The organism is Rothia koreensis (genome assembly GCF_052232265.1).
GTDB lineage: Bacteria > Actinomycetota > Actinomycetes > Actinomycetales > Micrococcaceae > Rothia > Rothia koreensis.
On record NZ_CP197643.1, the window covers coordinates 2,571,316 to 2,594,443 of the forward strand.

18 protein-coding genes are annotated in these 23,128 nt (G+C 64.8%); 11 read left to right on the forward strand and 7 right to left on the reverse strand.

Translation table 11 applies throughout. The features are described 5' to 3' along the window. The first annotated feature begins 41 nt into the window (after nt 1–41). The 4 genes from exaC to ACTSLZ_RS11480 all read left to right on the forward strand — a co-directional run bounded on the left by exaC (nt 42) and on the right by ACTSLZ_RS11480 (nt 6,384). Nucleotides 42–1,565 (forward strand): acetaldehyde dehydrogenase ExaC, encoded by a 1,524-nt coding sequence (gene exaC / locus ACTSLZ_RS11465; protein WP_178980138.1) that lies wholly within the window; start codon nt 42–44, stop codon nt 1,563–1,565. A gap of 138 nt (nt 1,566–1,703) precedes the next feature. Beyond that, entirely contained in the window at nt 1,704–2,339 is a 636-nt protein-coding gene (locus ACTSLZ_RS11470; RefSeq protein WP_443096135.1) for a nucleoside triphosphate pyrophosphatase, read from the forward strand. Between the two features lie 53 nt (nt 2,340–2,392). Further along, on the forward strand, nt 2,393–4,213 hold the full coding sequence (locus tag ACTSLZ_RS11475) for an acetyl/propionyl/methylcrotonyl-CoA carboxylase subunit alpha (RefSeq protein ID WP_443095095.1): 1,821 nt from the start codon (nt 2,393–2,395) through the stop codon (nt 4,211–4,213). 749 nt (nt 4,214–4,962) lie between these two features. Further along, on the forward strand, nt 4,963–6,384 hold the full coding sequence (locus tag ACTSLZ_RS11480; protein WP_443095096.1) for an MFS transporter: 1,422 nt from the start codon (nt 4,963–4,965) through the stop codon (nt 6,382–6,384). A gap of 89 nt (nt 6,385–6,473) precedes the next feature. Here ACTSLZ_RS11480 and ACTSLZ_RS11485 read toward each other — a convergent pair whose 3' ends face one another. Next, nucleotides 6,474–7,898 (reverse strand): NAD(P)H-quinone dehydrogenase, encoded by a 1,425-nt coding sequence (locus tag ACTSLZ_RS11485; protein ID WP_443095097.1) that lies wholly within the window; start codon nt 7,896–7,898, stop codon nt 6,474–6,476. A gap of 178 nt (nt 7,899–8,076) precedes the next feature. On the opposite strand from ACTSLZ_RS11485, the gene ACTSLZ_RS11490 reads away from it, so the two are divergent. The 4 genes from ACTSLZ_RS11490 to ACTSLZ_RS11505 all read left to right on the forward strand — a co-directional run bounded on the left by ACTSLZ_RS11490 (nt 8,077) and on the right by ACTSLZ_RS11505 (nt 11,812). Then, nucleotides 8,077–8,883 (forward strand): purine-nucleoside phosphorylase, encoded by an 807-nt coding sequence (locus ACTSLZ_RS11490; protein ID WP_129315113.1) that lies wholly within the window; start codon nt 8,077–8,079, stop codon nt 8,881–8,883. A gap of 36 nt (nt 8,884–8,919) precedes the next feature. Further along, a complete protein-coding gene (locus ACTSLZ_RS11495; RefSeq protein ID WP_443095098.1) occupies nt 8,920–10,647 on the forward strand; it encodes a phospho-sugar mutase in 1,728 nt (575 codons plus the stop codon). Nucleotides 10,648–10,716: 69 nt separating this feature from the next. Beyond that, nucleotides 10,717–11,394, forward strand: a complete 678-nt coding sequence (gene deoC, locus ACTSLZ_RS11500; protein ID WP_443095099.1) for a deoxyribose-phosphate aldolase — start codon at nt 10,717–10,719, stop codon at nt 11,392–11,394. 94 nt (nt 11,395–11,488) lie between these two features. Then, nucleotides 11,489–11,812 carry a DUF1772 domain-containing protein gene (locus ACTSLZ_RS11505; RefSeq protein WP_178980143.1) on the forward strand — a complete coding sequence of 108 codons (324 nt, stop codon included), beginning with the start codon at nt 11,489–11,491 and terminating at the stop codon, nt 11,810–11,812. A gap of 243 nt (nt 11,813–12,055) precedes the next feature. Here ACTSLZ_RS11505 and ACTSLZ_RS11510 read toward each other — a convergent pair whose 3' ends face one another. Together ACTSLZ_RS11510 and ACTSLZ_RS11515 are read right to left on the reverse strand one after the other, a co-directional pair. Next, complete coding sequence (locus ACTSLZ_RS11510) at nt 12,056–13,186, reverse strand: serine hydrolase domain-containing protein (RefSeq protein WP_443095100.1); 1,131 nt, start codon at nt 13,184–13,186, stop codon at nt 12,056–12,058. Between the two features lie 27 nt (nt 13,187–13,213). Next, nucleotides 13,214–13,717: a hypothetical protein gene (locus tag ACTSLZ_RS11515; protein WP_443095101.1), complete on the reverse strand. Its 504-nt coding sequence runs from the start codon at nt 13,715–13,717 to the stop codon at nt 13,214–13,216. 212 nt (nt 13,718–13,929) lie between these two features. Here ACTSLZ_RS11515 and ACTSLZ_RS11520 point away from each other — a divergent pair, with 212 nt between their 5' ends. Further along, nucleotides 13,930–14,664 carry a TetR/AcrR family transcriptional regulator gene (locus tag ACTSLZ_RS11520; protein ID WP_443095102.1) on the forward strand — a complete coding sequence of 245 codons (735 nt, stop codon included), beginning with the start codon at nt 13,930–13,932 and terminating at the stop codon, nt 14,662–14,664. Nucleotides 14,665–14,744: 80 nt separating this feature from the next. Here the strand turns inward: ACTSLZ_RS11520 and mfd are convergent, their stop codons facing one another. Beyond that, nucleotides 14,745–18,380 carry a transcription-repair coupling factor gene (gene mfd, locus ACTSLZ_RS11525; protein WP_443095103.1) on the reverse strand — a complete coding sequence of 1,212 codons (3,636 nt, stop codon included), beginning with the start codon at nt 18,378–18,380 and terminating at the stop codon, nt 14,745–14,747. A gap of 254 nt (nt 18,381–18,634) precedes the next feature. Here mfd and ACTSLZ_RS11530 point away from each other — a divergent pair, with 254 nt between their 5' ends. Together ACTSLZ_RS11530 and nhaA are read left to right on the forward strand one after the other, a co-directional pair. Beyond that, nucleotides 18,635–19,135: a DUF2505 domain-containing protein gene (locus tag ACTSLZ_RS11530; protein WP_178980144.1), complete on the forward strand. Its 501-nt coding sequence runs from the start codon at nt 18,635–18,637 to the stop codon at nt 19,133–19,135. Between the two features lie 129 nt (nt 19,136–19,264). Then, a complete protein-coding gene (nhaA, locus tag ACTSLZ_RS11535; protein ID WP_129315093.1) occupies nt 19,265–20,608 on the forward strand; it encodes a Na+/H+ antiporter NhaA in 1,344 nt (447 codons plus the stop codon). A 55-nt stretch (nt 20,609–20,663) separates the two neighbouring features. Here nhaA and sufU read toward each other — a convergent pair whose 3' ends face one another. The 3 genes from sufU to pth are packed head-to-tail and all read right to left on the reverse strand — an operon-like array spanning nt 20,664 to nt 23,081. Further along, a complete protein-coding gene (gene sufU / locus ACTSLZ_RS11540) occupies nt 20,664–21,116 on the reverse strand; it encodes a Fe-S cluster assembly sulfur transfer protein SufU (RefSeq protein ID WP_443095104.1) in 453 nt (150 codons plus the stop codon). Further along, a complete protein-coding gene (locus ACTSLZ_RS11545; protein ID WP_443095105.1) occupies nt 21,113–22,450 on the reverse strand; it encodes a cysteine desulfurase in 1,338 nt (445 codons plus the stop codon). Before ACTSLZ_RS11545 ends, sufU begins: the two co-directional genes overlap by 4 nt. 52 nt (nt 22,451–22,502) lie before the next feature. Then, complete coding sequence (pth, locus tag ACTSLZ_RS11550) at nt 22,503–23,081, reverse strand: aminoacyl-tRNA hydrolase (protein WP_436595174.1); 579 nt, start codon at nt 23,079–23,081, stop codon at nt 22,503–22,505. Nucleotides 23,082–23,128: the final 47 nt, after the last annotated feature.

The window sequence follows — 23,128 nt, forward strand, 5'->3', positions numbered from 1 at the left end:
ATTGTGTACGTCACGTTTTTTTGGACGTCGAAGGAGACACCATGACGGTCTATGCACAGCCCGGGACACCCGATTCGCCCACCGCGTTCCGGTCCCGCTACGAGAATTTCGTCGGAGGCTCCTGGGTCCCGCCGACCAAGGGTCAGTATTTCGAGAACAAATCACCGGTCACGGGTGAGGTCTTCACCGAGGTCGCGCGCAGCACCGCGGAAGACGTCGACCTGGCCATCGACGCCGCATGGAAGGCCTTCGACAGCTGGGGCAAGACCTCCCCGACCGAGAGGGCCGCGGTTCTTCTGAAGCTCGCCGACGCCATGGAAGCGAACCTCGAGCGCATCGCAGTCGCGGAGACCTGGGACAACGGCAAGCCCGTCCGCGAGTGCCTGGCTGCCGACATTCCCCTGGCGGTGGACCATTTCCGGTACTTCGCCTCGGCAATCCGTACCCAGGAGGGCCGCCTCTCGCAGCTCGACGAGGACACCACGGCGTACCACTTCCACGAGCCGCTCGGCGTCGTCGGCCAGATCATTCCGTGGAACTTCCCGATTCTGATGGCCACGTGGAAGATCGCACCCGCCCTGGCCGCGGGGAACACGGTCGTTCTCAAACCGGCGGAACAGACCCCGGCCTCGATTCTGCTGGTCGCCGAGATTTTCCAGGACATTCTCCCGGACGGCGTGCTCAACATCGTCAACGGTTTCGGCGAGGAGGCCGGCGCAGCATTGTCCGGGTCCAGCCGGATCCGCAAGATCGCCTTCACGGGTGAGACCACCACCGGTTCGGTGATCGCCAAGGCCGCCGCGGACAACATCATCCCGTCAACCCTTGAGCTCGGAGGAAAGTCCCCCAACATCTTCTTCGAGGACGTCGCGTCCCAGAACGATTCCTTCTACCAGAAGGCTCTCGAAGGATTCGTGTCCTTCGCCCTGAATCAGGGCGAGGTCTGCACCTGCCCCTCGCGTGCTCTCGTTCAGGAATCCATCGCGGACCAGTTCGTCGCCGACGGCCTCGAACGCGCCCGCAAGATCAAGCAGGGAAACCCGCTGGACACCGAGACCATGGTCGGTGCCCAGGCCTCACAGCAACAGTTCGACAAGATTTCCGGGTATCTGGAGAAGGGCCCGCAGGAGGGCGCCGAGGTGCTCCTGGGAGGCCAGTCGCTCCAGCTCGACGGGAACCTGCAAGGCGGCTACTACATCCAGCCGACCGTGTTCCGTGGCAACAATTCGATGCGCGTCTTCCAGGAAGAGATCTTCGGGCCCGTGCTCGGCGTGACCACCTTCAAGGATTACGACGACGCGATCCGGATCGCCAACGACACCGCCTACGGACTCGGGGCGGGCGTCTGGACCCGTGGGCAGAACACCGCTTACCGGGCCGGTCGCGCGATCCAGGCGGGACGCGTGTGGGTCAACAACTACCACTCGTACCCGGCACACGCCGCCTTCGGTGGCTACAAGAAATCCGGGTACGGCCGTGAGAATCACCTGATGATGCTCGACCACTACCAGCAGACCAAGAATCTGTTGGTCTCCTACTCCGAGGAGCCGACCGGACTCTTCTGATTCCGGACCGCTCCTTTCGATCGGGGTGCACACCGCTGGCCTAGACTGGGTCACGTGTGCACCCCGAAGTCATTCGAACAGACCCCAGCAACGGACGCGGCCGTCTCACCCGGGACCGCGCCGGACCTCGATCTCGTCCTGGCCTCCCAGTCCCCCGCCCGGGCCTCTGTCCTCAACGCCTCGGGGATCCGATTCCGGACCATCGTCTCCGGGGTCGACGAAGACGCCGCGCTGGCCGCAGCCGAGGCCGAACGGGGCGACCCCTTGTCCCCGGAGCAGACGGCGCTGGTCCTGGCCCGGGCCAAGGCGGAAGCCGTCGCGGCATTGCCTGAGACCCGCGGAAGCTTCGTTCTGGGATGCGATTCCGTGTTCGAGTTCGAGGGCGAACCCTACGGCAAGCCTCACGAGCCGGACGTCGCCTTCTCCCGCATTCGGAGAATGAGCGGCTCCACCGGGATTCTGCACACCGGGCACTGGTTGGTCGATCGGTCTGAAACGGAACAGGCCGACCATGAATCTTCGGGGGCCGGCCGGATTCGGTCCGCCGAAGTGACCTTCGACGTCATGAGCGATGAGGAGATCACCGCGTACGTGGCCACGGGAGAACCCCTGGAAGTCGCGGGGTCATTCACGATCGAGGGCTACGGCGCGGCGTTCATCGCCGGGATTCGGGGAGAGTCCCACACGGTTCTGGGGCTGAGCGTCAATGCATTGAAAGATCTCCTCGAGGAACGCGGCCGGCGCATAGCAGAATTGTGGAGGCCGAATACTTAGGCAAATGGCGTTTTTGCTACTAAGCTCACGGGAGGATTATAAGGAGTGGATGAGTGACCAGCACTGAGTCAGAGCAGAAGAACAGCGCGGATTCCCGTTACACCAGCGGTCCGGTCGGCAAGGTGCTGATCGCCAACCGTGGTGAAATCGCGGTTCGTGTGATCCGTGCGGCCGCGGACGAAGGCCTGCAGACCGTGGCAGTCTATGCGGACCCGGATCGCGATGCGCTCCACGTGAAGCTCGCGGACGAAGCCTTCTCCCTGGGAGGTTCGACCGCCGCCGACTCCTACCTCGTGATCGACAAGATCCTGGATGCGGCCCGGCGTTCGGGCGCCGACTCCATCCACCCCGGGTACGGGTTCCTTTCGGAGAACGCGGAATTCGCCCGCGCCGTCCAGGAAGCCGGCCTCACATGGATCGGGCCGTCCCCCGCTGCCATCACCGAGCTCGGCGACAAGGTTGCGGCACGCCACATCGCCGAAAAGGTCGGCGCTCCCCTGGTGCCCGGCACCAAGGATCCCGTCGCCAACGCGCAGGAGGTCCTGGACTTCGCCGATCAGTACGGCCTTCCCGTCGCGATCAAAGCAGCCTTCGGAGGCGGCGGACGCGGCATCAAGGTCGCCCGCGAGCGCGAGGACATCCCGGAGATGTTCGAATCGGCCGTTCGCGAGGCCACGGCCGCCTTCGGGCGCGGCGAATGCTTCATCGAGCGGTTCCTGGATGCACCGCGCCACGTGGAGACCCAGTGCATCGCGGACGCGCACGGCAACGTCGTCGTCGTGTCGACTCGCGACTGCTCGTTGCAGCGCCGCAACCAGAAGCTGGTCGAGGAGGCTCCGGCCCCGTTCCTCTCGGACGAGCAGCTCGAACGACTCTACGAATCCTCCAAGGACATTCTCCGCGAGGCCGAGTACCAGGGCGCGGGCACGTGCGAGTTCCTGGTCGGCCAGGACGACGTGATCAGCTTCCTCGAGGTCAACACCAGGCTCCAGGTCGAGCACCCGGTCTCCGAAGAGGTCTCCGGTCTGGACCTCGTCCGGGAACAATTCCGGGTCGCTCGCGGTGAGGAACTGGGCTACGGCGATCCCGAACTGCGCGGCCACTCCTTCGAGTTCCGTATCAACGGTGAGGATCCGGGACGCAACTTCATGCCGTCCCCCGGGACGGTCGAGACGCTGACGGTTCCCTCCGGCCCCGGTGTGCGTTGGGATTCGGGCGTCGTCGGCGGCGACGTCATCGGCGGCAATTTCGACTCCATGCTGGCCAAGCTCATCGTGTCGGGCAATTCCCGCCAGCAGGCGCTCGAACGCTCGAGGCGCGCCCTGGCCGAATTGCAGATCACCGGTATGCCGACCGCGACCACGTTCCACCGCGTCGTCGTCTCCGACCCGGCCTTCGCCCCCGAAGGTGACGAGCCGTTCTCGGTGCACACCCGTTGGATCGAAACCGAATTCAACAACAGCATCGAGCCGTACGGCGGCAACCCGGGCTCCATCGACAGCGAGTACGACGAGCGCCAGAAGGTCGTCGTCGAGGTCAATGGCAAGAGGCTCGAGGTACTGATCCCGAACGTGGGCGGCGCCGCGCCGGCGTCGACCGCCAAGTCCTCGAAGACGCGACAGCGCAAGAACCGGTCCGGTTCGGCCACGTCGGCGACGAGCGGTGACGACCTGACATCGCCGATGCAGGGAACCATCGTCAAGACGGCGGTCAAGGACGGGAGCAAGGTCAGCGAGGGCGACCTGGTCGTTGTCCTCGAAGCCATGAAGATGGAGCAGCCGTTGACCGCCCACAAGTCGGGCAAGATCACCGGTCTCAAGGCCAAACCGGGCGACACGGTTACGGCCGGTTCCGTGATCGCAACGATCAAGTAGTCTCTCGGGTTCGCGAATACCTGCGCGGGCGGCGTCGTTTCGTACGACGCCGCCCGCCGTGCGTTCGGGCCCGTCATGAACCGGTCCGCGGCGGTTGGGTGGCGGTCTGCGGCGGTTGGGCGGCGGTTGGGTGGCGTTTAGCCGATTGGGCGGCGTCGAGCGGCTCCCTGTCGTAGCGCCCAGGGGCGGTTGCGTGGCGGTTGCCCGATTGGGCGGCGTCGAGCGGCTCCCCGACACGGCACCCCGACGCGGCTAGGTGGCGTTTAGCCAATTCAGTGGCGTCTAACGGCTCCCTGTCGTAGCGCCCAGGGGCGGTTGCGTGGCGGTTGGGTGGCGTTTACCCGGTTCAGTGGCACTCACCGCCGTTAGGTGGTGGCTGCACCACCACCTAACGGCGGAAAACTCCTCCGTATCAGGCAACCCCCACCCAACGAGGCCGCGCCAACCGACGACGCCGCCCCGCGCCCCGCTCGCCGCCTCGCTCGCCGAGCCCCGCCTCGCCGCCGCGAGCGCCGCGAGCGCCGCGAGCGCCGCGAGCGCCGCGAGCGTCCCGCCGCGAGGTGGCACTCTCGTGCAGTTTTGACCGCCATAACCGCACAAAACTGCCACCTCGCCGGAGGAAGCCCCCCCCCCCGCCTTCTCAATATTTGGAACGTTTGTCCACCATGTAGATACCGACTTTATGGTGAGAAGACGATCACGCACCGTGGCGGCCGTGTGGGCCGTCGTTCACAACATGAGGAGCCTCGATGTCACTTCCTGACACGTCCGTTCCGACCGGTTCTTCTCCGGCCGAAGTCCCGCCCGTGGAACAGCGAGTGCCGAAACACCGCATCATCACGGCCTCGCTTGTCGGCACGACCATCGAGTTCTACGATTTCTACGTTTACGCGACCGCCGCCGTCGCCGTCTTCCCGGCGCTGTTCTTCACGGGCCAGGACGACACGACCAAGCTTCTGGCGTCGATGGCGACCTTCGCCGCAGCCTTCTTCGGGCGGCCCCTGGGTTCGGTCGTCTTCGGCCACTTCGGCGACCGGATCGGTCGCAAGGCGACTCTGGTCGGCGCCCTGCTGACCATGGGGTTGGCAACCTTTCTGATCGGGTTGCTGCCCACCTACCACCAGATCTCCTTCTGGGCCCCGGCGCTCCTCACGATCCTCCGTTTCGCCCAAGGTATGGGCCTTGGCGGTGAGTGGTCCGGTGCTGCCCTGCTCGCCTCCGAGTACTCCGAGCCCGGCAAGAGGGCGCGTTCCGCGATGTGGCCCCAGCTGGGCGCCCCCATCGGCTTCATCCTGGCCAACGGCTTCGTGCTCCTCCTGACCACGTGGATGAACTTCGACTCCACCAAGGATGCGGCCGCAACTGACTCTGCTTTCCTGATCTGGGGTTGGCGCGTGCCGTTCCTCTTCTCCGTGCTGATGGTCGCCTTGGGGCTGTACGTGCGCGTCCGGCTGGAGGAAACTCCGGTGTTCAAGCAGTCGGTCCAGAAGGGCGAAAAGGTCAAGACGCCGCTGGTGGACGCGTTCCGCACGGCATGGAAGCCGATGCTTCTCGGAACCTTCATCATGCTGTCCTGCTACGTGCTGTTCTACCTCATGACCGCCTGGATCCTGTCCTACGGCATCGGCAAACCGTCCAAGGGTGCAGGCCTGGGCATCCCGTATCACACGTTCCTCCAGGTTCAGCTCGTCTCGGTGCTGTTCTTCGCGGCCTTCGTCCCAGTCTCCGGGTGGCTCGCGGACCGGTTCGGTCGGCGTCGCCAGCAACTCGTGACCAACGTGCTGATCCTCGTGTTCGGCCTCAGCTTCGGCCTGTTCATGGCACCGGCGACCATCGGCACCGGTGCGGGCGCCAACATCCCGGGCCTGATCATTTTCATCTCGATCGGCATGGCCATCATGGGCCTGTCCTTCGGCTCGATGTCCGCGTTCCTCCCCGAGCTGTTCCCCACCAACGTCCGGTACACGGGCTCCGGAATCGCTTACAACGTCGCATCGATCCTGGGCGCGGCCATCACCCCGTACATCGCGGTGTCTCTCAACGCCTGGGGAGGGGTCAGCGCCGTGGGCTGGTACCTGGCGGGCGCGGCGGTCATCACGATGATCGCTCTGCTCATCTCTCGGGAGACCAGGGACGTCGACCTCGCCTCGATCAACTCCGACGCCTCCTAGCCGCGTTTCCCGGTTCACCGCACAAAGACGCCGCCGCACCCACCCTGTCGAGGTGGGCGCGGCGGCGTCTTTCGTTACCCGCTTCGGGCCTAGACCGGCATCTTGTGCAACCGCCGGGCCGCTTCGGATATCGATCCCGTCAGCGAGGGGTAGACCGAGAAGGTGTCGGCGAAGTCGTCCGCAGACATCTTGGTGTTGACCGCCAGGGAGATCGAGAAGATCAGCTCGGAGGCACGTGGACCGACGACGACGCCGCCGATGACCGTCCCCGACCCCTTGCGGGCGAAGACCTTGACAAAGCCGTCTTCGACCGCCATCATCTTGGCCCTCGCGTTGGTCGAGAGGGACAGCATGACGGTGTCCGCCTGGTACTTGCCGCTCTCGATATCGGCCTGGGAGACGCCCACGGTCGCGATCTCGGGGGACGTGAATACGTTGGAGGCCACGCGGTGCTTCTTGAGCGGCGAGACGGAATCTCCGAGCAGGTGCGCGATGGCGATCCGGCCCTGCATCGCGGCCACGGATGCCAAGGGCATCACGCCGGTGCAGTCTCCGGCCGCGTACACGTTCGGCGCGGTGGTGCGTGAGACGCCGTCCACCACGATGTGGCCGGAATCGTTCGTGGTCACGCCAGCGTTCTCGAGCCCGAGGTCCTTGGTGTTCGGAATCGAGCCGACGGCCAGGAGGCAATGCGAACCGGAGACCTTGCGCCCGTCGGAAAGGGTCACGATCACGCCGTCGCCCTCGCGCTCGACCGACGCGGCGCGCGACCGAGGCATGACGTTGAGCCCTCGCCGGTCGAACACGTCCTCCAGAACCTTCGCGGCGTCCTCGTCCTCGCTGGGAAGAACCCGGTCGCGCGAGGAAATCAGGGTGACCTCCGCTCCCAGGCCACGATAAGCGGAGGCGAACTCCGCGCCGGTCACGCCGGAGCCGACCACGATCAGGTACTCCGGGACCTCCTTGAGCTGGTACAACTGCTTCCAGTTGAAGATGCGCTCCCCGTCCGGCTTGGCGGTGTCCAGTTCGCGCGGGTGCGCACCGACGCTGAGCAGCACGGCGTGCGTGTCGAGCTCATAGGTCAGGCCCTGCTTGTCCCGGACCTCGACCGTGTGGTCGTCGAGCATGCGCCCCGTGCCGTCGATGACCTTCACCCCGGCCTTCTCGAGACTCCGGCGGATGTCCTTGGACTGCTGCTGGGCCAGATTCAGAAGACGACGATTGACCTTGTCGATGTGGACTTCGAGTTCCACGAGCTCGTCCCCGGCCCGGGTACGGATGCCCAGGGCGGGTGCCTCGCTGAACCGGTTCATGGTGTCCGCGGAGGCAATCAGGGTCTTCGAGGGCACGACGTCGGTGATGACCGCCGAGCCTCCCAACCCCTGCTCCTCGATGATGGTGACGTCTGCCCCAAGGTTCGCGGCAACCAGCGCGGCCTCGTAGCCACCGGGGCCGCCTCCGATGATGATGATCCTCTGTGGTGTAAATGCAATAGCTTCGCTCACGGTCCTCATTGTTCCCCACAGATCCGAGCCGGTCCAAGTCCCCGGGCCTCCCGCTTCCCCGCCGTAGACCGTTTTCACCTGTCAGACCCGGCCAGGAGCCCCATCGTCGAACGTATCCTGCTAGGTTTGGAGCGTGACGACCAGCAAGAACACACTTCCCGTGGAACTTCCGAACAACTCCTCGAGCATGGGGTTCGAGCCGCATCGTTTGGCCCAGCGCGCCGCGGAGTACATCGCCGAACAGACCGGCGTGAAGCGCCACGACTACGGCCTCACCCTGGGGTCCGGGTGGGGCGGCGCCGCGGAGCTCATCGGTGAGGCGACGCATGTCCTCAAGGCCGACGACGTCCCCGGGTTCCGTTCCTCGGAGATTGCGGGCCACGCCGGAACCCTCACCTCCGTCCGGACGCCGGAGGGCCGCCGGGCGCTGGTCATCGGTGCACGGACCCATCTGTACGAGGGCCACGGCATCCAGCAGGTTGTCCACGGTGTGCGCACGGCCGCGGCCGCCGGATGCTCGACCATGATTCTGACCAACGGGTGCGGCGGACTGCAACCGACGTATCGCCCCGGCACGCCCGTGCTGATCAAGGACCACATCAACCTCACGGGCGGTTCGCCTCTGGTCGGGGCACATTTTGTCGACCTGACGGATCTGTACTCTCCCCGCATTCGGGAGATCGCCCGTTCGATCGACCCGAGCCTCGAGGAAGGTGTCTATCTCCAGCTTCCCGGACCGCATTACGAGACTCCGGCGGAGATTCGCATGGCCCAGACCCTGGGTGCGGACCTGGTGGGTATGTCCACGGCGCTCGAGGCCATTGCGGCCCGCGCGGCCGGCCTGGAAGTATTCGGTATATCCTTGGTCACCAACGCCGCTGCGGGAATATCCGACAGCCCGCTGAGCCACCACGAAGTCCTGGAAGAGGGGCGGAACGCCGGTCCGCGTATCTCTGAGTTGCTGGCGCAGATCATTGCCCGCTTGGACCACTAGCACCACGGCACTTCAGGAAAACGACGAGGTTTATCCATGACGACGGAACTGATCAACGAAGCAATGCAATGGGTCGAGGCCGACCCGGATCCCCAGACGCAGCGCGAGCTCCTGGAGATGATCAGCCACGCCGAAACCGAGGAAGGCGAGAGCCTGCTGCGCGAGCGCTTCTCCGGACGGCTCCAGTTCGGGACCGCGGGGTTGCGCGCGGCACTCGGTGCGGGCCCCATGCGCATGAACCGCGCCGTCGTGGCCCAGGCGGCGTACGGCGTCGCCACCTACCTCAAGGAAAGGGCCGCGAAGGAGAACTGGACGTCGACGCCTCGAGCGGTGATCGGCTACGACGCCCGGACCAAGTCCGATGCCTTTGCCCGGGATACTGCGGGGATCTTCACGGCGGCCGGTCTGGACGCTTTCCTCATGCCGGTTCCCCTTCCGACGCCCGTGCTCGCTTGGGCGACGCGTCTGCTGAAGGCCGACGTCGGCATCATGGTCACGGCCTCGCACAACCCCGCGTCCGACAACGGCTACAAGGTTTACCTGGGTGGCCAGGCCGTCGGCGAGGATGCCCGCGGCGCCCAGATCATTCCCCCGATCGACACCGAGATCGCAGAGAAGATCGCCGATGCGCCCTCCGTCGATCGAATTGAGCGCGCGGATTCGGGCTGGACGGTGCTCCCGGAGCGGCTCGCACGCGACTACGAGCACGAGGTCACCTCCCTGATCCCCGGTATCGCCCCAGCCTCTCGGTCCCTCGCGGTGGTCCTGACTCCGATGCACGGTGTAGGCGGGGAGGTCATGTCCTTCGTCCTGTCCAGGGCAGGCTTCGACCGTCTTCACGTGGTTCCCGAGCAGGCCCTGCCGGACCCCAAGTTCCCGACCGTCCGTTTCCCCAACCCGGAAGAACCCGGTGCCATGGATCTCGCGATCGGATTGGCTCGGGACCGGAAGGCGGATCTGGTGATCGCCAATGATCCCGACGCCGACCGGGTCGCCTTCGCCGTACCGGATGCGGAAGCAGAGGATGGCTGGCGAATTCTCACAGGCGACGAAGTCGGGGCGATCATCGGACGCATCATGCTCGAACGTCTTCCGGCGACGAGCGGGTCGCGCCGCTACTTCGCCAGCTCGATCGTTTCATCGAGCCTGCTCGGGCGCATGGCGACGGCGCACGGCATCGAACACCGTGAGACGCTGACGGGCTTCAAGTGGATCGCCCGCGTCCAGGGGCTGGTCTACGGGTACGAAGAGGCCTTGGGCTATTGCGTGGCTCCCGACCTGGTCAAGGACAAGGACGGGATCTCCGCGGCACTGATCGTGGCCGACTATGCCTCCAAGCTCAAGGACGCCGGCAAGTCGCTCACGGACGTTCTCGATGACATCGCCCGCCAGCACGGGGTCCACGCGACAGCGCAATTGTCCGTCCGGGTCGAGGACCTGGACCGGATTACGGCCATGATGGGCCGGTTGCGCCGCACTCGGCCGGAGGAGCTGGGCGGTTCACCTGTGACCAAGGTCCGGGACCTCTCCCAGGGCTCCAAGAACTTTCCGCCGACCGATGCCCTGGTGTACCTCACTGACAACGGGGGGCGCGTGATCGTGCGCCCCTCGGGCACCGAGCCGAAACTCAAGTGCTACCTCGAGGCCGTGGTACCGGTCGAGAACGAGACGCCCCTCGCGGAGGCTCGTGACATCGCGAACCGTCGCCTCGCGGCGCTCCGCGACGACATCGCCCTCGCCCTGGGCGTGGACTCGGAGTCCTGACGCCGCTGCCGCCCCACCGCTTCTTTCCCGTCCCTTCCGCCGCGGACGGTCATCCCGAATGGAGAGCTCATGACTGAATCCACCGACCTTCCCTCGAACCTCGCCGGCTTGATCGATCACACGATCCTGGCCCCGGATGCGCGGAAAGAGGATGTGCTTCGTCTGTGCCGCGAAGCGCGCGAGCACGGATTCGCCTCCGTGTGCGTGAACCCCATCTGGGCCGAACTCGTCGCCGACGAGCTCGAGGGGCATGACCCCGTGCCGTGCGTCGTCGTCGGCTTCCCGCTCGGCGCGACGACGACCGACGCGAAAGTCTTCGAGGCGGCAACGGCCCTCGCCGACGGCGCCCGAGAAATCGACATGGTCATCGATATCGCGGCGGCCCTCGAGGGTGATGAGGAGGCCCTGGTCGCTGACATTCGTGCCGTCGCCGACGCGGTCCACGACCGTCAGGGCCTGCTCAAGGTCATCATCGAGGCCTGCCTGCTCGACGACGACCAGAAAGTGCTCGCGTGCAGGGCCGCCGTGGCTGCGGGTGCCGAATTCGTCAAGACGTCCACGGGCTTCTCGACGGGCGGCGCAACCGTCGCCGACGTCACGCTGATGCGCAAGACCGTGGGACCCGACATCGGCGTCAAGGCCTCGGGAGGGATCCGCAGCCGCGAGGACGCACTCAGCATGATCGCGGCCGGTGCGACCCGGATCGGCGCCTCCAAAGGCATCGAGATCGTTCGGGACGCGAGATAGTCCCACAGCTCCTATACTGGAATGGACTCGTCATTCGTCCGCGTGCCTGTCCGCTGTGGCGCGCGGGTGACCAACCTTGAGGAATGAGGACCGTATGACCCACGGAGAAGAATCGGCGTTCAGGCACGGCGCGTCCGGCCCCGCTCAGAACTCGAAGCAATACCGGACCAACCAGAAGGTGCGCAGCCACTCGGGAGAGGGCCACCTGGTGACCAACCTGCTGAACTTCGTGTTCTGCATGATTCTGTTGGTTGCATCGTTCTACTGCTTCGGCCTGTGGATTTCCGATTCCAAGGCCTGGTTGCCGTTCGCGATCGCCATCGTGCTCTACGGACTGACCTTCATGGTTCCGCTCAACATCCTGAGGAGCAAGACCGCCAAGGACTCCCCCTCGGGCAAGGAACTCACTCAGCTCTAGACGCCGCGAGGAATGACCGCACCGCGTTGACAGCGCCCCGCACCGGCTTGCCCGGGCGGGGCGCTTTTCTGTGCGACCCGGTCCGAGCCGCACACCGTGAGCAACAAGGAGCTTGACTCCTCGTTGGGCCTGCACGCCGCGGGATCATAGTGATCGGGAACAGCCCGCGAGGTACTGCCGGTCCGGCACCGAAAGATATTCCCCTCGAGGACCCGGCAGTTGTTGCGATATGGCCGCACCCATTCAGCGCATTCCGAGACGGTGGACATGAGCCAGTGCTTTGTCGATCTCATGGGGCAGGGGCCGCCCCGAATCGTCCAGGCTGTTCCACCGCTGTCGATTGATCAGCACGGTCATCTGCCGTTGGCCGTCTGCCCGAATCATCGACAGCGATCCACCGCCCCAGACCGATCCATCGTGGCCCCAATAAGTCGTTCCCGCTTCGCGACGCCGGTGTAGGCCCAGTCCGTAATCGATCGTCGCCCCTTCGAACGAGATGACTGGCACGGTGCGCTTCATCTCGGCGAGGGATTCCGGCCGAAGAAGCCGGCCGCCGATCAGTTGTGCAAAGAACTGGTTGAGATCTTCTGCGGTCGACACGAGAGACGCCGCAGGTCCGACCCAGGACATGTTATATACACCGCACTCCAGCGCCGGGTCAGCCATGCCGAACCACGATTCGTAGAGCTGTGAATTAGGGTTGTCGAGTGTCGGATCGACCGGGAAGTAAGTGTTTCTCAATCCGGACGGAGCTATCACCTCGGTGCTGATATGCTCTTCGGCTGCCTGGCCGGTGACGAGCTCAATGAGCTCAGACAGAAGCAGATAGTTTGTGTTCGAGTACCTGCCCGGGGTCGCCCCCGGCTCGCCGGATGCCGGGGCACGGATTCCTTCCGCAATGAGTTCCCTCCGGTTGAACCGAGTAAATCGGTTCTCGCGCAGGCTGCGTGGACTTGTTCGCGTGAGATCTGGGAATGATCGGAGAGATTCGAAGATGACGGGGAGATACTCGGACAGTCCGCTTGTGTGGTTTGCAAGCATGCGAACGGTAATGGAATTACCACGCTCCCCAGGGACAAGCCGAGGGAAATAGCGACTGACCGTATCGTCGAGGTCGACCAGTCCATCTTCGACCAGGCGGAGCAGAGCTACAGTCGTGAATGTTTTTGCGATGCTCCCGACGCGATGGTGCAGCTTGGGAGTCATCGGTGTTCCGGTGGCTGTCTCGGCAAGGCCGGCGGCTCCGCACCAATCCTCGCCCGAATCGACTACATCGGCGATGATCCCGGGCATGCCCGCCCGGTGCACATCGTCGAGGGAGACCTGGAATTGGTTCGGATCGAAGGTGTTGTTTTGTATCCGGTTCGTAGTCATGCTGTTCCCTTCCGTCTGAGGAGTGGGTCAGATCATTCTGTCCACTGATTGGCCCGGGTCGGAGCCTCCACGTTTGTCGACGGGCCTGAACATGAGTGCGACGGCGAGGAGGCCGATAACGCAAGGAACCATTCCGATTCCGCCAACGAATGGTGGGATCCCTGTGTCGCCCGAGGTGTCGCGGACGAGAAGGGCGTAGGCGGAGATTGAACTGCCGACGACGAAGAAGGCGATCGCACTCCAGCGTGCCCACCGACTTTCCCGGCTCGCCAGCCACAATGTGGTGGCCCAAGCGAAAACCCCGAGCACACCGACGATGGACAGCGCAGTCACATAGAAGCTCACACCCTCGGCGAGCTCCCTGCTGCCCAGGTTGGGATAACCGGTGCGGATATGGTCACGAATCATTGATTGGCCGAGTATTGCCGTACCGGCGGCCACGACGGTTGATACCAGGCCGATGCCGAGAGCGGTGAACGAGGATCGTGAATAGCGGTGGTGTGAGGAAATTGTGTGGGTCGAGGTTGGCATAACGCAGTCCTTTCTACCTGGGCATCTGTCGGCATAGGACGCTGCGTCCCCTACACCGAAGTTTTACACTGTAAAACTTGCAGCCGACGCTAGTTTCCTCTTGTATGGATTGTCAATGGAAAACCGAAGCCTGAGGAAGGACAACATCAGTGACGACCGAGTCCTCGGGACGGCGGGACAACGCTGTACAGGCCCCGACTAAGGAGACGGGTGTGCCCTCGGCATCAAGACCACGGGGGCGCCATGCTGGACTCAGTGCACAAACGATCGTCGATACGGCAATCAGGATTGCAGATCAGGAGGGTATATCTGGCCTGTCGATGAGGAAGATCGGAGCCGAGCTCGAGGTCGAAGCAATGGCTCTTTATCATCACTTCTCGAACAAGGCCAAACTGTTCGATGCCATTGTTGAGCGGCTCGTCACCTCTGTTCCACTCGTCGACCTCGCCAAATCGACCTGGGGAGAAGGTCTGAAGACCTATGCCCGCGCTCAGTTGGATGCGTTATCAGAACATCCGAACCTCGTCGAACTCGTCATGGTTCGGCCGGCGGTGACCCGTGGCAACCTGGCACTGCTCGAAACGCTTCTCGATTACCTTGCCAGTGTCGGCTTTTCTCCGCGGCGCGCGCTCGACATGGTCTACACCATCAATGAGGTGGTGGTTATGCATGCTGCTCTCGAAGTGAGCCCAGGCCGGCAGGGAAAACGTGGCGAATCGGTCGGGCACGATGCGAATGATGCCCCGGAACCAAGTCCAGCAGATCAGGACCAGGACCTGAAAGGTGAAGCGAAGCAGACGGCGCAACTCAGTGGGATCTCCGCGGAAAATTACCCCCGCCTCGCCGAGGCCGCCCAATGCGGTCGTCACCGTTTTCATCGAGCCCGTTTCGAGTTCGCGCTGGACGCCCTCGTTGTCGGTTTTGCTGCCGTGCATTCTGATGATTAGTGATCCGGCGAAGAGAATGTACACGCACCTGGCACGTGGCCAACAATCTGCTCCTGCGACCAACTTTCGGAATACACGCCCTACGCCAGGATCGCGTCGATGAACGATTCGGCCCAGTCCAGGATCTCGTCGTCCACGAGGTCCTTGCCTCCCACCGGGGCAGACTTCGGTTTGGGAACCAGGACCTGCTTCTGTTCCGTGCCCTGGACGACCTTCGTGATCGACTGCGGATACATCCGGTCGAGTCGCATCTGCCTCGACTCGGCCAGGTCGACCGGGTAGAAACGGATCTTCGGTCCCATGACCATGATCTCCGTGAGGCCGGCCGCCCGCGCCTTGATGCGCAGGCGGGCGATCTTGAGCAGGTTCTCGGCCGGCTGCGGCAGCTCGCCGTAGCGGTCCCGCAGTTCCGCGGCGACGTCGTCCACCGCTTCATCACTCGCGGCGGCCGCAAGATTCCGGTAGGCCTCGAGGCGAAGCCTCTCCCCCGGCACGTAGTCGTGCGGGAGGTGGGCGTCCACCGGAAGTTCGATCTTCATCTCGGCCGGGGCCTCTTCCTGGTCCTCGCCGCGGTAGTCGGCAACGGCCTCGCCGACCAGTCTCAGGTACAGGTCGAAACCGACGCCCGCAATATGGCCCGACTGCTCGCCACCGAGCAGATTGCCGGCACCACGGATCTCCAGGTCCTTCATCGCCAGCTGCATGCCCGCGCCGAGTTCGTTGTGCGCCGCAACGGCTTTGAGTCGCTCGAGCGCGACCTCGCCCAACGGCTTCTCCAACGGGTACAGGAAGTACGCATAGGCCCGCTCGCGCCCGCGGCCCACGCGCCCCCTGAGCTGGTGGAGCTGGGACAGGCCGTAATTGTTGGCGCGGTCGACGATCAGGGTATTGGCGTTGGAGATGTCCAGCCCGGTCTCGACGATCGTGGTGCAGACCAGCACGTCGAAGCGCTTTTCCCAGAAGTCGACGATGATCTGCTCGAGGCGAGCCTCGCTCATCTGCCCGTGGGCGACCGCAATACGGGCCTCGGGAACGAGCTTCTGCAGGTCGGAAGCCACGCGGTCGATGGAGGAGACCCTGTTGTGCACGTAGAACACCTGGCCTTCGCGCATGAGCTCGCGTCGGACCGCCGCGGCAACCTGCTTCTCCGTGTGCGGCCCCACGAACGTCAGCACCGGGTGTCTCTCCTCGGGCGGCGTCGCCAGGGTGGACGTCTCACGGATACCCGTCAGCGACATCTCGAGCGTCCGGGGAATCGGGGTTGCCGACATGGCCAGGACGTCGACGTTCGTCCGGAGCGTCTTGAGCTTCTCCTTGTGCTCGACGCCGAAGCGCTGCTCCTCGTCGATGATCACCAGCCCCAGATCCTTGAACGTGATGTCGGAGGAGAGCAGTCGATGAGTTCCGATCACGACGTCGATGCTGCCGTCCGAGATCCCCGATTCGACGGCCTTGGACTCCTTGGGCGTCTGGAATCGGGACAACGTGGACACCCGCACCGGGAAACCGCTGAAACGTTCGGTGAAGGTCTCGGAGTGCTGCTGGGCCAGGAGGGTGGTCGGAACCAGGATCGCGACCTGTTTTCCGTCCTGGACGGCTTTGAAGGCCGCACGCACGGCAACTTCGGTCTTGCCGTAACCCACGTCACCTGAGATCAGGCGATCCATGGGAATCTCCCGCTCCATGTCGTGCTTGACCTCGTTGATCGTGGTCAACTGGTCCGGGGTCTCGACATAGGGAAATGCTTCCTCGAGCTCCCGCTGCCACGGGGTGTCCGGGCCGAAGGCGTGACCGCGCGAGGCCATGCGCGCCGAATACAGCCGGATGAGATCGGCCGCGATCTCCTTGACGGCCTTGCGGGCCTTGGACTTGGTCTTGGCCCAATCCGATCCGCCCATCTTGGACAGCGTGGGTGCGTCGCCACCGACGTAGTTGGTGACCTGGTCGAGCTGATCCGTCGGCACGAAGAGCCGGTCCCTCGGCGCACCACGTTTGGAGGATGCGTATTCGAGGACCAGGTACTCCTTCATGGGCTTCGGCTGCCCAGGCTTGATCATGGCCCCTGCGATCGGCCGCTGGATCAGTTCCACGAACTGGCCGATGCCGTGCTGCTCGTGGACCACGTAGTCCCCGGGCTTCAGAGCGAGCGGATCCACCGCATTCCGACGACGCCGCGCCGGCAGTTTCCTCATGTCACGCGTGGTGTAGGGGCTCGCCTTCCCCAGAACATCGGACTCGGTCAACAGAGCGATTTTGGCGTCCTCGAGGACGAACCCGGTCCCGTGCGGGGCCGTGGTCAACTCGATGATGCCGGCCTGGGGTTCCTCGGTCAGGTCGTCTCTCCGGGCGGCCGGCAGGTCCGCGGACTGGAAGAGCTCGGCGAGCCGGTTCAACGGGCCCGGCCCGTCGGTCACGGCGACGACCTGCCATCCGTTGCGCACGTGGTCCCCGACCACCTCGAGCATGGCGTCGACGTTCCCCGCGAAAGTCAGAGGAGCCCGGACCGCGATCGTCAGGCTGTCGGCTTCGTCCTCGATGGCTTCGTCGACCCCGAGAGAAGTGATGGACCACCAGCCGTGGCCCAGGTCCAGGGCCTCGTGGCGCGCGTCCGCGACGGCCATGAAGCTGGCCTGGGCGAGACCGGTCTCGTTGATGTCGATGGGAGCCTGTTGTCCGTTGGACGCCTGCTCCCACGCGGCCAGGAGGAACTCCTCGTTCGTGGCAACCAGGTCGGCCGCTCTGGCCCGGATCTTCTCCGGCTCGAGAAGCACGGTCATCGAATCGCTGGGAAGCGAGGCGATCAGCGTCGTCATCTCGTCGACCAGCAAGGGGGCAAGGGATTCCATGCCCTCGACGTAGATGCCGCCGGCAATGCGTTCGAGCATGGATTCGGCCCCCGGAAGAGTGTCCTTGAGCTTGGCCGCTCGGGACATCACGTTGGGGGTGATGAGGATTTCCCGGCACGGTGGAGCAATCAGCTCCGTGGGGTCTTCCTCGCCCTTGGGCGTGAAGGTGCGCTGATCGGCGACCGCGAACCATTTCATGGTGTCGATCTCGTCGCCGAAGAAGTCGATGCGCACCGGGTGGTCCTCGACGGGAGAGAAGACGTCGATGATTCCGCCGCGCACGGCGAATTCGCCCCGCTTGGTCACCAGATCGACCCTGGAATATGCGGCGGCGGACAGCGCTTCGACCGTTTCCTCGAAGTCGTGTTCCTCCCCCACTTCCAGGCGGACCGGCTTCATGGATTCGAGGCTGGCCGAAATGGGCTGGAGGACGGAGCGCACGGGAGCGATGACGACCCGGACGTCGTCGTCGGCCTCGGACATGCGACGCAGGACCGCCAGGCGCTGGCCCACGGTGTCCGACCTCGGCGACAGCCGTTCGTGGGGCAACGTCTCCCACGCGGGGAACCGGGTCACACTGCGCGGATCGATGTACGACCCCAGAACGGCTTCGAGGTCCTCGGCCTCGCGATCGGTCGCGGTCATCGCCAGCACGACCGGAGCATGGTTGCTCTCCCGTCCCGCGCCACCGGCGGACGTGGCGGTCGAGAGTCCGTCCGCAATCTGGGCCAGCAACGGCGCTCTGAGCCCCTCGGCCGCCCCGATCACGGTTTCAGCGGACCGTTCGGATGCCGATCGGGACGCCTGCGCCAGGACATTCGCGAACGTGGGTTCCTGGTCGAGGGCTGTGCGCAACCCGGTGAGGCTCATGAGATGACGGTCCTTGAGTGGTTGGGGGCGGTGATCGCGCCCGTTTCCGGGCACGCAGAAATGCGCCCGAATTCCGTTCCGGACGCGGGCACGTTCGGTCTCGGGCCGAACGGATACTACATTACGCCGGTCGCTTCGCGGGCTCCACGCCCGCATGCTCCGGGCTTAACCCCACCGCGAAACCCTCCCGGTCGAGAGTCTCCCGCCCGCTAGACTGAGGCCTGAACCATCCGACGACACGAAGTGAGACATCCATGGCCATGAAAGAATCGCACACCATCAACGCGCCGATCGACAAAGTCCTCGAGGCCTTCACGTCGGAGGACTTCGCCCGCCACGTGGCCAAGAAGGCCGGAGTCGAATTCGAGTCGCTGAACGTCGATGGCGAGACCTCCGGTGCCTTCACCGTGACCACCGTTCGCGGTGTCGGTGCGGACAAGGTTCCCAGCGTCGCCCAGAAGTTCGTCGGCAACGGGGTCAAGCTGACTCAGGTCGACAAGTACAGTGCACCCCAGGAGAACGGTTCGAGAAGCGTCGAGACGTCGATCGACGTCGCCGGAATGCCGGTCTCGGCGAGCGCGCACCAGGATCTCGCCTCCCAGGGCGAGCAGACCGTCGTCGACGTCGAGGGCGAGGTCAAGGCCAATATTCCCCTGGTCGGCAAGAAGATCTCCTCCGCCGCCGAGCCGTACATCGGCAAGGCCCTGTCCCTCCAGAGCACGACCGCCGAGGACTGGATCAAGAACCACGGCTGATCCCAGCCCCTCGCTCGCGGCGCCTCCAGGCCATCCCACACAACCTCGTCGTCACGAGGATTCGGTGGAGGCCGGGAGGCGCCGTTAGCGTAAGAGCGGACCCCCACGATCTCGCACCCTGAGGAAGACATGACGACAACACTCGAGCAAGAGGGCTACCACCAGAGCACGTTCGGTTCGAAGCTGCGCGACGGCAACACCGGCGGACTGCTGATGATCGCGGCCATGGTCCTCGGGCTGCTGTTCGCCAATTCCTTCATGGCCGATGGCTACTTCGGTCTGCGCGACGCCCACCTCGGGATACCCGCGGTCGACAGCGCCTTCCACACGGTGGGCGAATGGGCCTCCGAAGGCCTTCTCGCCGTGTTCTTCTTCATGACCGGGCTCGAGCTGAAATCCGAGTTCGTTGACGGCGAGTTGCGTCGGATCAAGAAGGCCATCGTTCCGGTTGTCGCGGCCTTCGGTGGCGTGGCCATGCCCGCCCTGATCTACGCCGCCATCAACCTGTTCTGGGGCGACGCCGCGACCCTGCGAGGATGGGCCACCCCCACGGCCACGGACATCGCGTTCGCCGTGTCCGTGCTGGCGGTCGTGGGCTCCGCGCTGCCGACGGCCATGCGGACCTTTCTGCTGACCTTGGCCGTGGTCGACGACCTGATCGCCATCGTGATCATCGCGTTCGTCTATTCGGAGGGCGTGAATTTCCTGTACCTCGGGCTCGCGATCCTGCCCGCGGCCCTGTTCTGGGTCCTGACCCACCGGTGGCCGCGGTTCTTCGCCCACAGCCGGTGGGCTCCCTGGGTCATCCTGCTGCCGATCGGCGTGGTGACCTGGGTGCTCATCTACTCGGCGGGCATCCACGCAACCATCGCCGGCGTCGTGCTCGGTTTCATGGTTCCGGTGCTTCACCGTTCCAAACCGCAGGCCGGTGAGGCCCCGATCGGCTTGGCACCCCGGTTGTCCCATCGCTTCTCGCCGCTGTCGAACGGTATCGCGATCCCGGTGTTCGCGTTCTTCGCCTCGGGCGTCGCCGTGGGCGGTTGGTCCGGGATCGTCGATGCTTTCACGGACCCCGTCGCCATCGGCGTCGTCGTGGGACTCGTGGTCGGCAAGACCATCGGAATCTTCGGGTCGACGTGGATTCTGACTCGGGTTTCCGGGGCCGAGATCGATGAGGACATGAAGTGGATCGACGTCTTCGGGCTGGCCATGATGGGCGGCATCGGCTTCACCGTCGCGCTGCTCGTCGCGGAGCTGAGTTTCGGCCTGGGCACGATCCACGATGATCACGCCAAGGTCGGTGTGCTGACCGGTTCCCTGCTCTCGGCGATCTTGGGCGGAATTCTGCTGGGCATGCGCAACGCCCACTACAAGCGTCTCCGTGCTCAAGGAGTCCCGGTGGACACCTACGACGGCGGCGCCCCGGACGAATCCGAGGCGACACAGGCACGGTCTCAGGACGACCCGGAGTAGTCCTGAATCGGTCCTGCGCGACCGGGGCTCCCCGCACGAGAAGCATCGGTGGTGCTCAGAGGGCCGCTTCCTTCGCGGCTTCCTCCGCCGCGACCCAGGCCAGCATGGCGCATTTGACCCGCGCCACGAATTTGGAGACCCCGGCGAACGCTGCGGCGTCCCCGAGTGATTCCTCGTCCGGTTCGATCTGACCGCGAGACCGCAGCATCTCACGAAATTGATCGACCGTGGTCGCGAGCTCCCCCATGCTCATGCCGGGTGCCATCTCGGAGAGCACGGAGGCGGAGGCCATCGAGATCGAGCAGCCGTCGCCCTCCCAGGTGAGGCTCTCCACCCGGTCCCCGGCCTCGTCCAGGCTCACTCGCACGTTGATCTCGTCCCCGCACGTCGGGTTGTACTGGTGGTTCTCGGCGGTGTGTCGGGAACCGGCGGATTCGAGGCCCTCGCCCGTACGGCGTCGGGAGTGATCGAGAATGACCTGCTGGTACAACTGGTCGAGATCGCTCATTGCCGTTCTCCGTCGGATGCGCCGCCCAGCCCGAAGAAGGGTCGGACGTCCTCCAGGGCGTCGAGGAACCGGTCCACGTCCGCGGTCGTGTTGTACAGGTAGGCGCTGGCCCGAGTCGAGGCGTTGATTCCCAGCCGCCGATGCAGGGGCTGGGCGCAGTGGTGCCCCACCCGGACGGCGATACCTTTGCTGTCCAGGAGCTGCCCGACGTCGTGGGGATGGACCCCATGGACGTCGATCGACACGAGCCCCGCACGTTCGGTGCCGGGAGCCGGACCGAGCAGACGGACGCCGTCGATCTGTGAGACTCCTTCCGCGAGCCGACGGCCGAGCTCGGCCTCCCACGCGTGCACGTTCTCCATCCCGATCTCGTCCAGATACCGGACGGCGCTGGCCAGCGCCACGGCCTGCGAGACGCGCTGCGTGCCGGCCTCGAACCGCATGGGCGGCTCCATGAATTGTGCCTCGTCCATGGTGACCTTGGTGATCATGGATCCGCCGGTCAGGAACGGGGGCATGGACTTGAGAAGGTCGTATCGGCCGTACAGGGCACCGATCCCCGTGGGACCCAGCATCTTGTGCCCGGAGAAGGCCGCGAAATCCACTCCGAGGTCGCCGAAGTCGACCGGCATGTGCGGGACGGACTGGCATGCGTCCAGGACCGTCAGGGCATCGTATTTCTTGGCCAGCCGGACGAATCTCGGGACGTCGGTGACCGATCCGAGCACGTTGGAGACGTGGGTGAAGGCGAAGACCTTCGTGGCCGGCCCGACGATGTCCTGGGCGGCGTCCTCGTCCAACAGCCCGTCCTCGCCCAACGGGATGTAGCGCAGCGTCGCACCGGTCCTGGCCGCCAGTTGTTGCCATGGGATGAGGTTCGCGTGGTGTTCGGCTTCGGTGGTCACGATCTCGTCCCCTGGCCCGAGCGCGAATCGTTCGGCTTCGGGTCCGCCCAACCCGGCGGAAGCGTTGGAGAACGAGTAGGCGACCAGGTTGATCGCCTCGGTCGCGTTCGACGTCCAGACCAGTTCGTTCTCCCCGGCGCCGACAAAATCGGCCACCGTGCGCCGGGCGTCCTCGAACGCGTCGGTCGCGGTCACCGCCAGGCTGTGGGCTCCGCGGTGGACGGCCGAATTGCTGTGTTCGTAGTAGTCCCGTTCGGCATCGAGCACGGCAGAGGGGTTCTGGCTCGTGGCCCCCGTGTCGAGGTACACCAACGGGTCCTCACCGTCCTGCCTGGCGAGTATCGGAAAGTCCTGGAGCAGGCTCCGAACCTTCGTGTCGTCCAGGGGGCCGGTCGCGGACGGAGAATTCTGGCGGGTCGAATTACTCATGGCCCCATCCTAGGACCAGCATCCGCGGATATCTGCCGGGGTGCCTTGCGGCTTAACGTGCATGGAATTTTTGCTGGGCCGCGGTCAGGCCCTGGGTCATGACGAGCTCGACGGCATCCGCCGAGTCCTCGAGGAGGGCCGGCAACTGCTTGGCCTCGGCCGACGAGAAATTCTTGAGCACGTAGTCGGCGGTATCCATCCGTCCGGGAGGGCGACCCACACCGACGCGAACACGCAGGTAGTCCTTGGTCCCCAGTGCCTTCGAGATATCCCGCAGACCGTTGTGGCCGCCTTCTCCCCCGCCCTGTTTGAGCTTGAGGGTGTCGAAAGGGATGTCGATCTCGTCGTGCACGGCAATCACGTGGTCCGGATCGACCTCGTAGAACTTCGCGAGGGCCGAGGCGGGGCCGCCCGAGGTGTTCATGTACCCGGTGGATTTGGCCAGGACCACGCGGGGCCCACCGATTCCGAGCCGGCCCTCGACGACGACGGCACCGGTCTTGTGGCGTTTGAACGAAGCCTGCATGCTGCGGGCCAGGGTATCGACGACCATCTGTCCGACGTTGTGACGAGTGTTGACGTATTGGGGGCCGGGGTTTCCCAGTCCCATGACCAGCCAGGTTTCGGCCATGATGTTCTCCTCCAGGCCGGGTCGCCCGGCGTCGTCGTTGTGCGGAT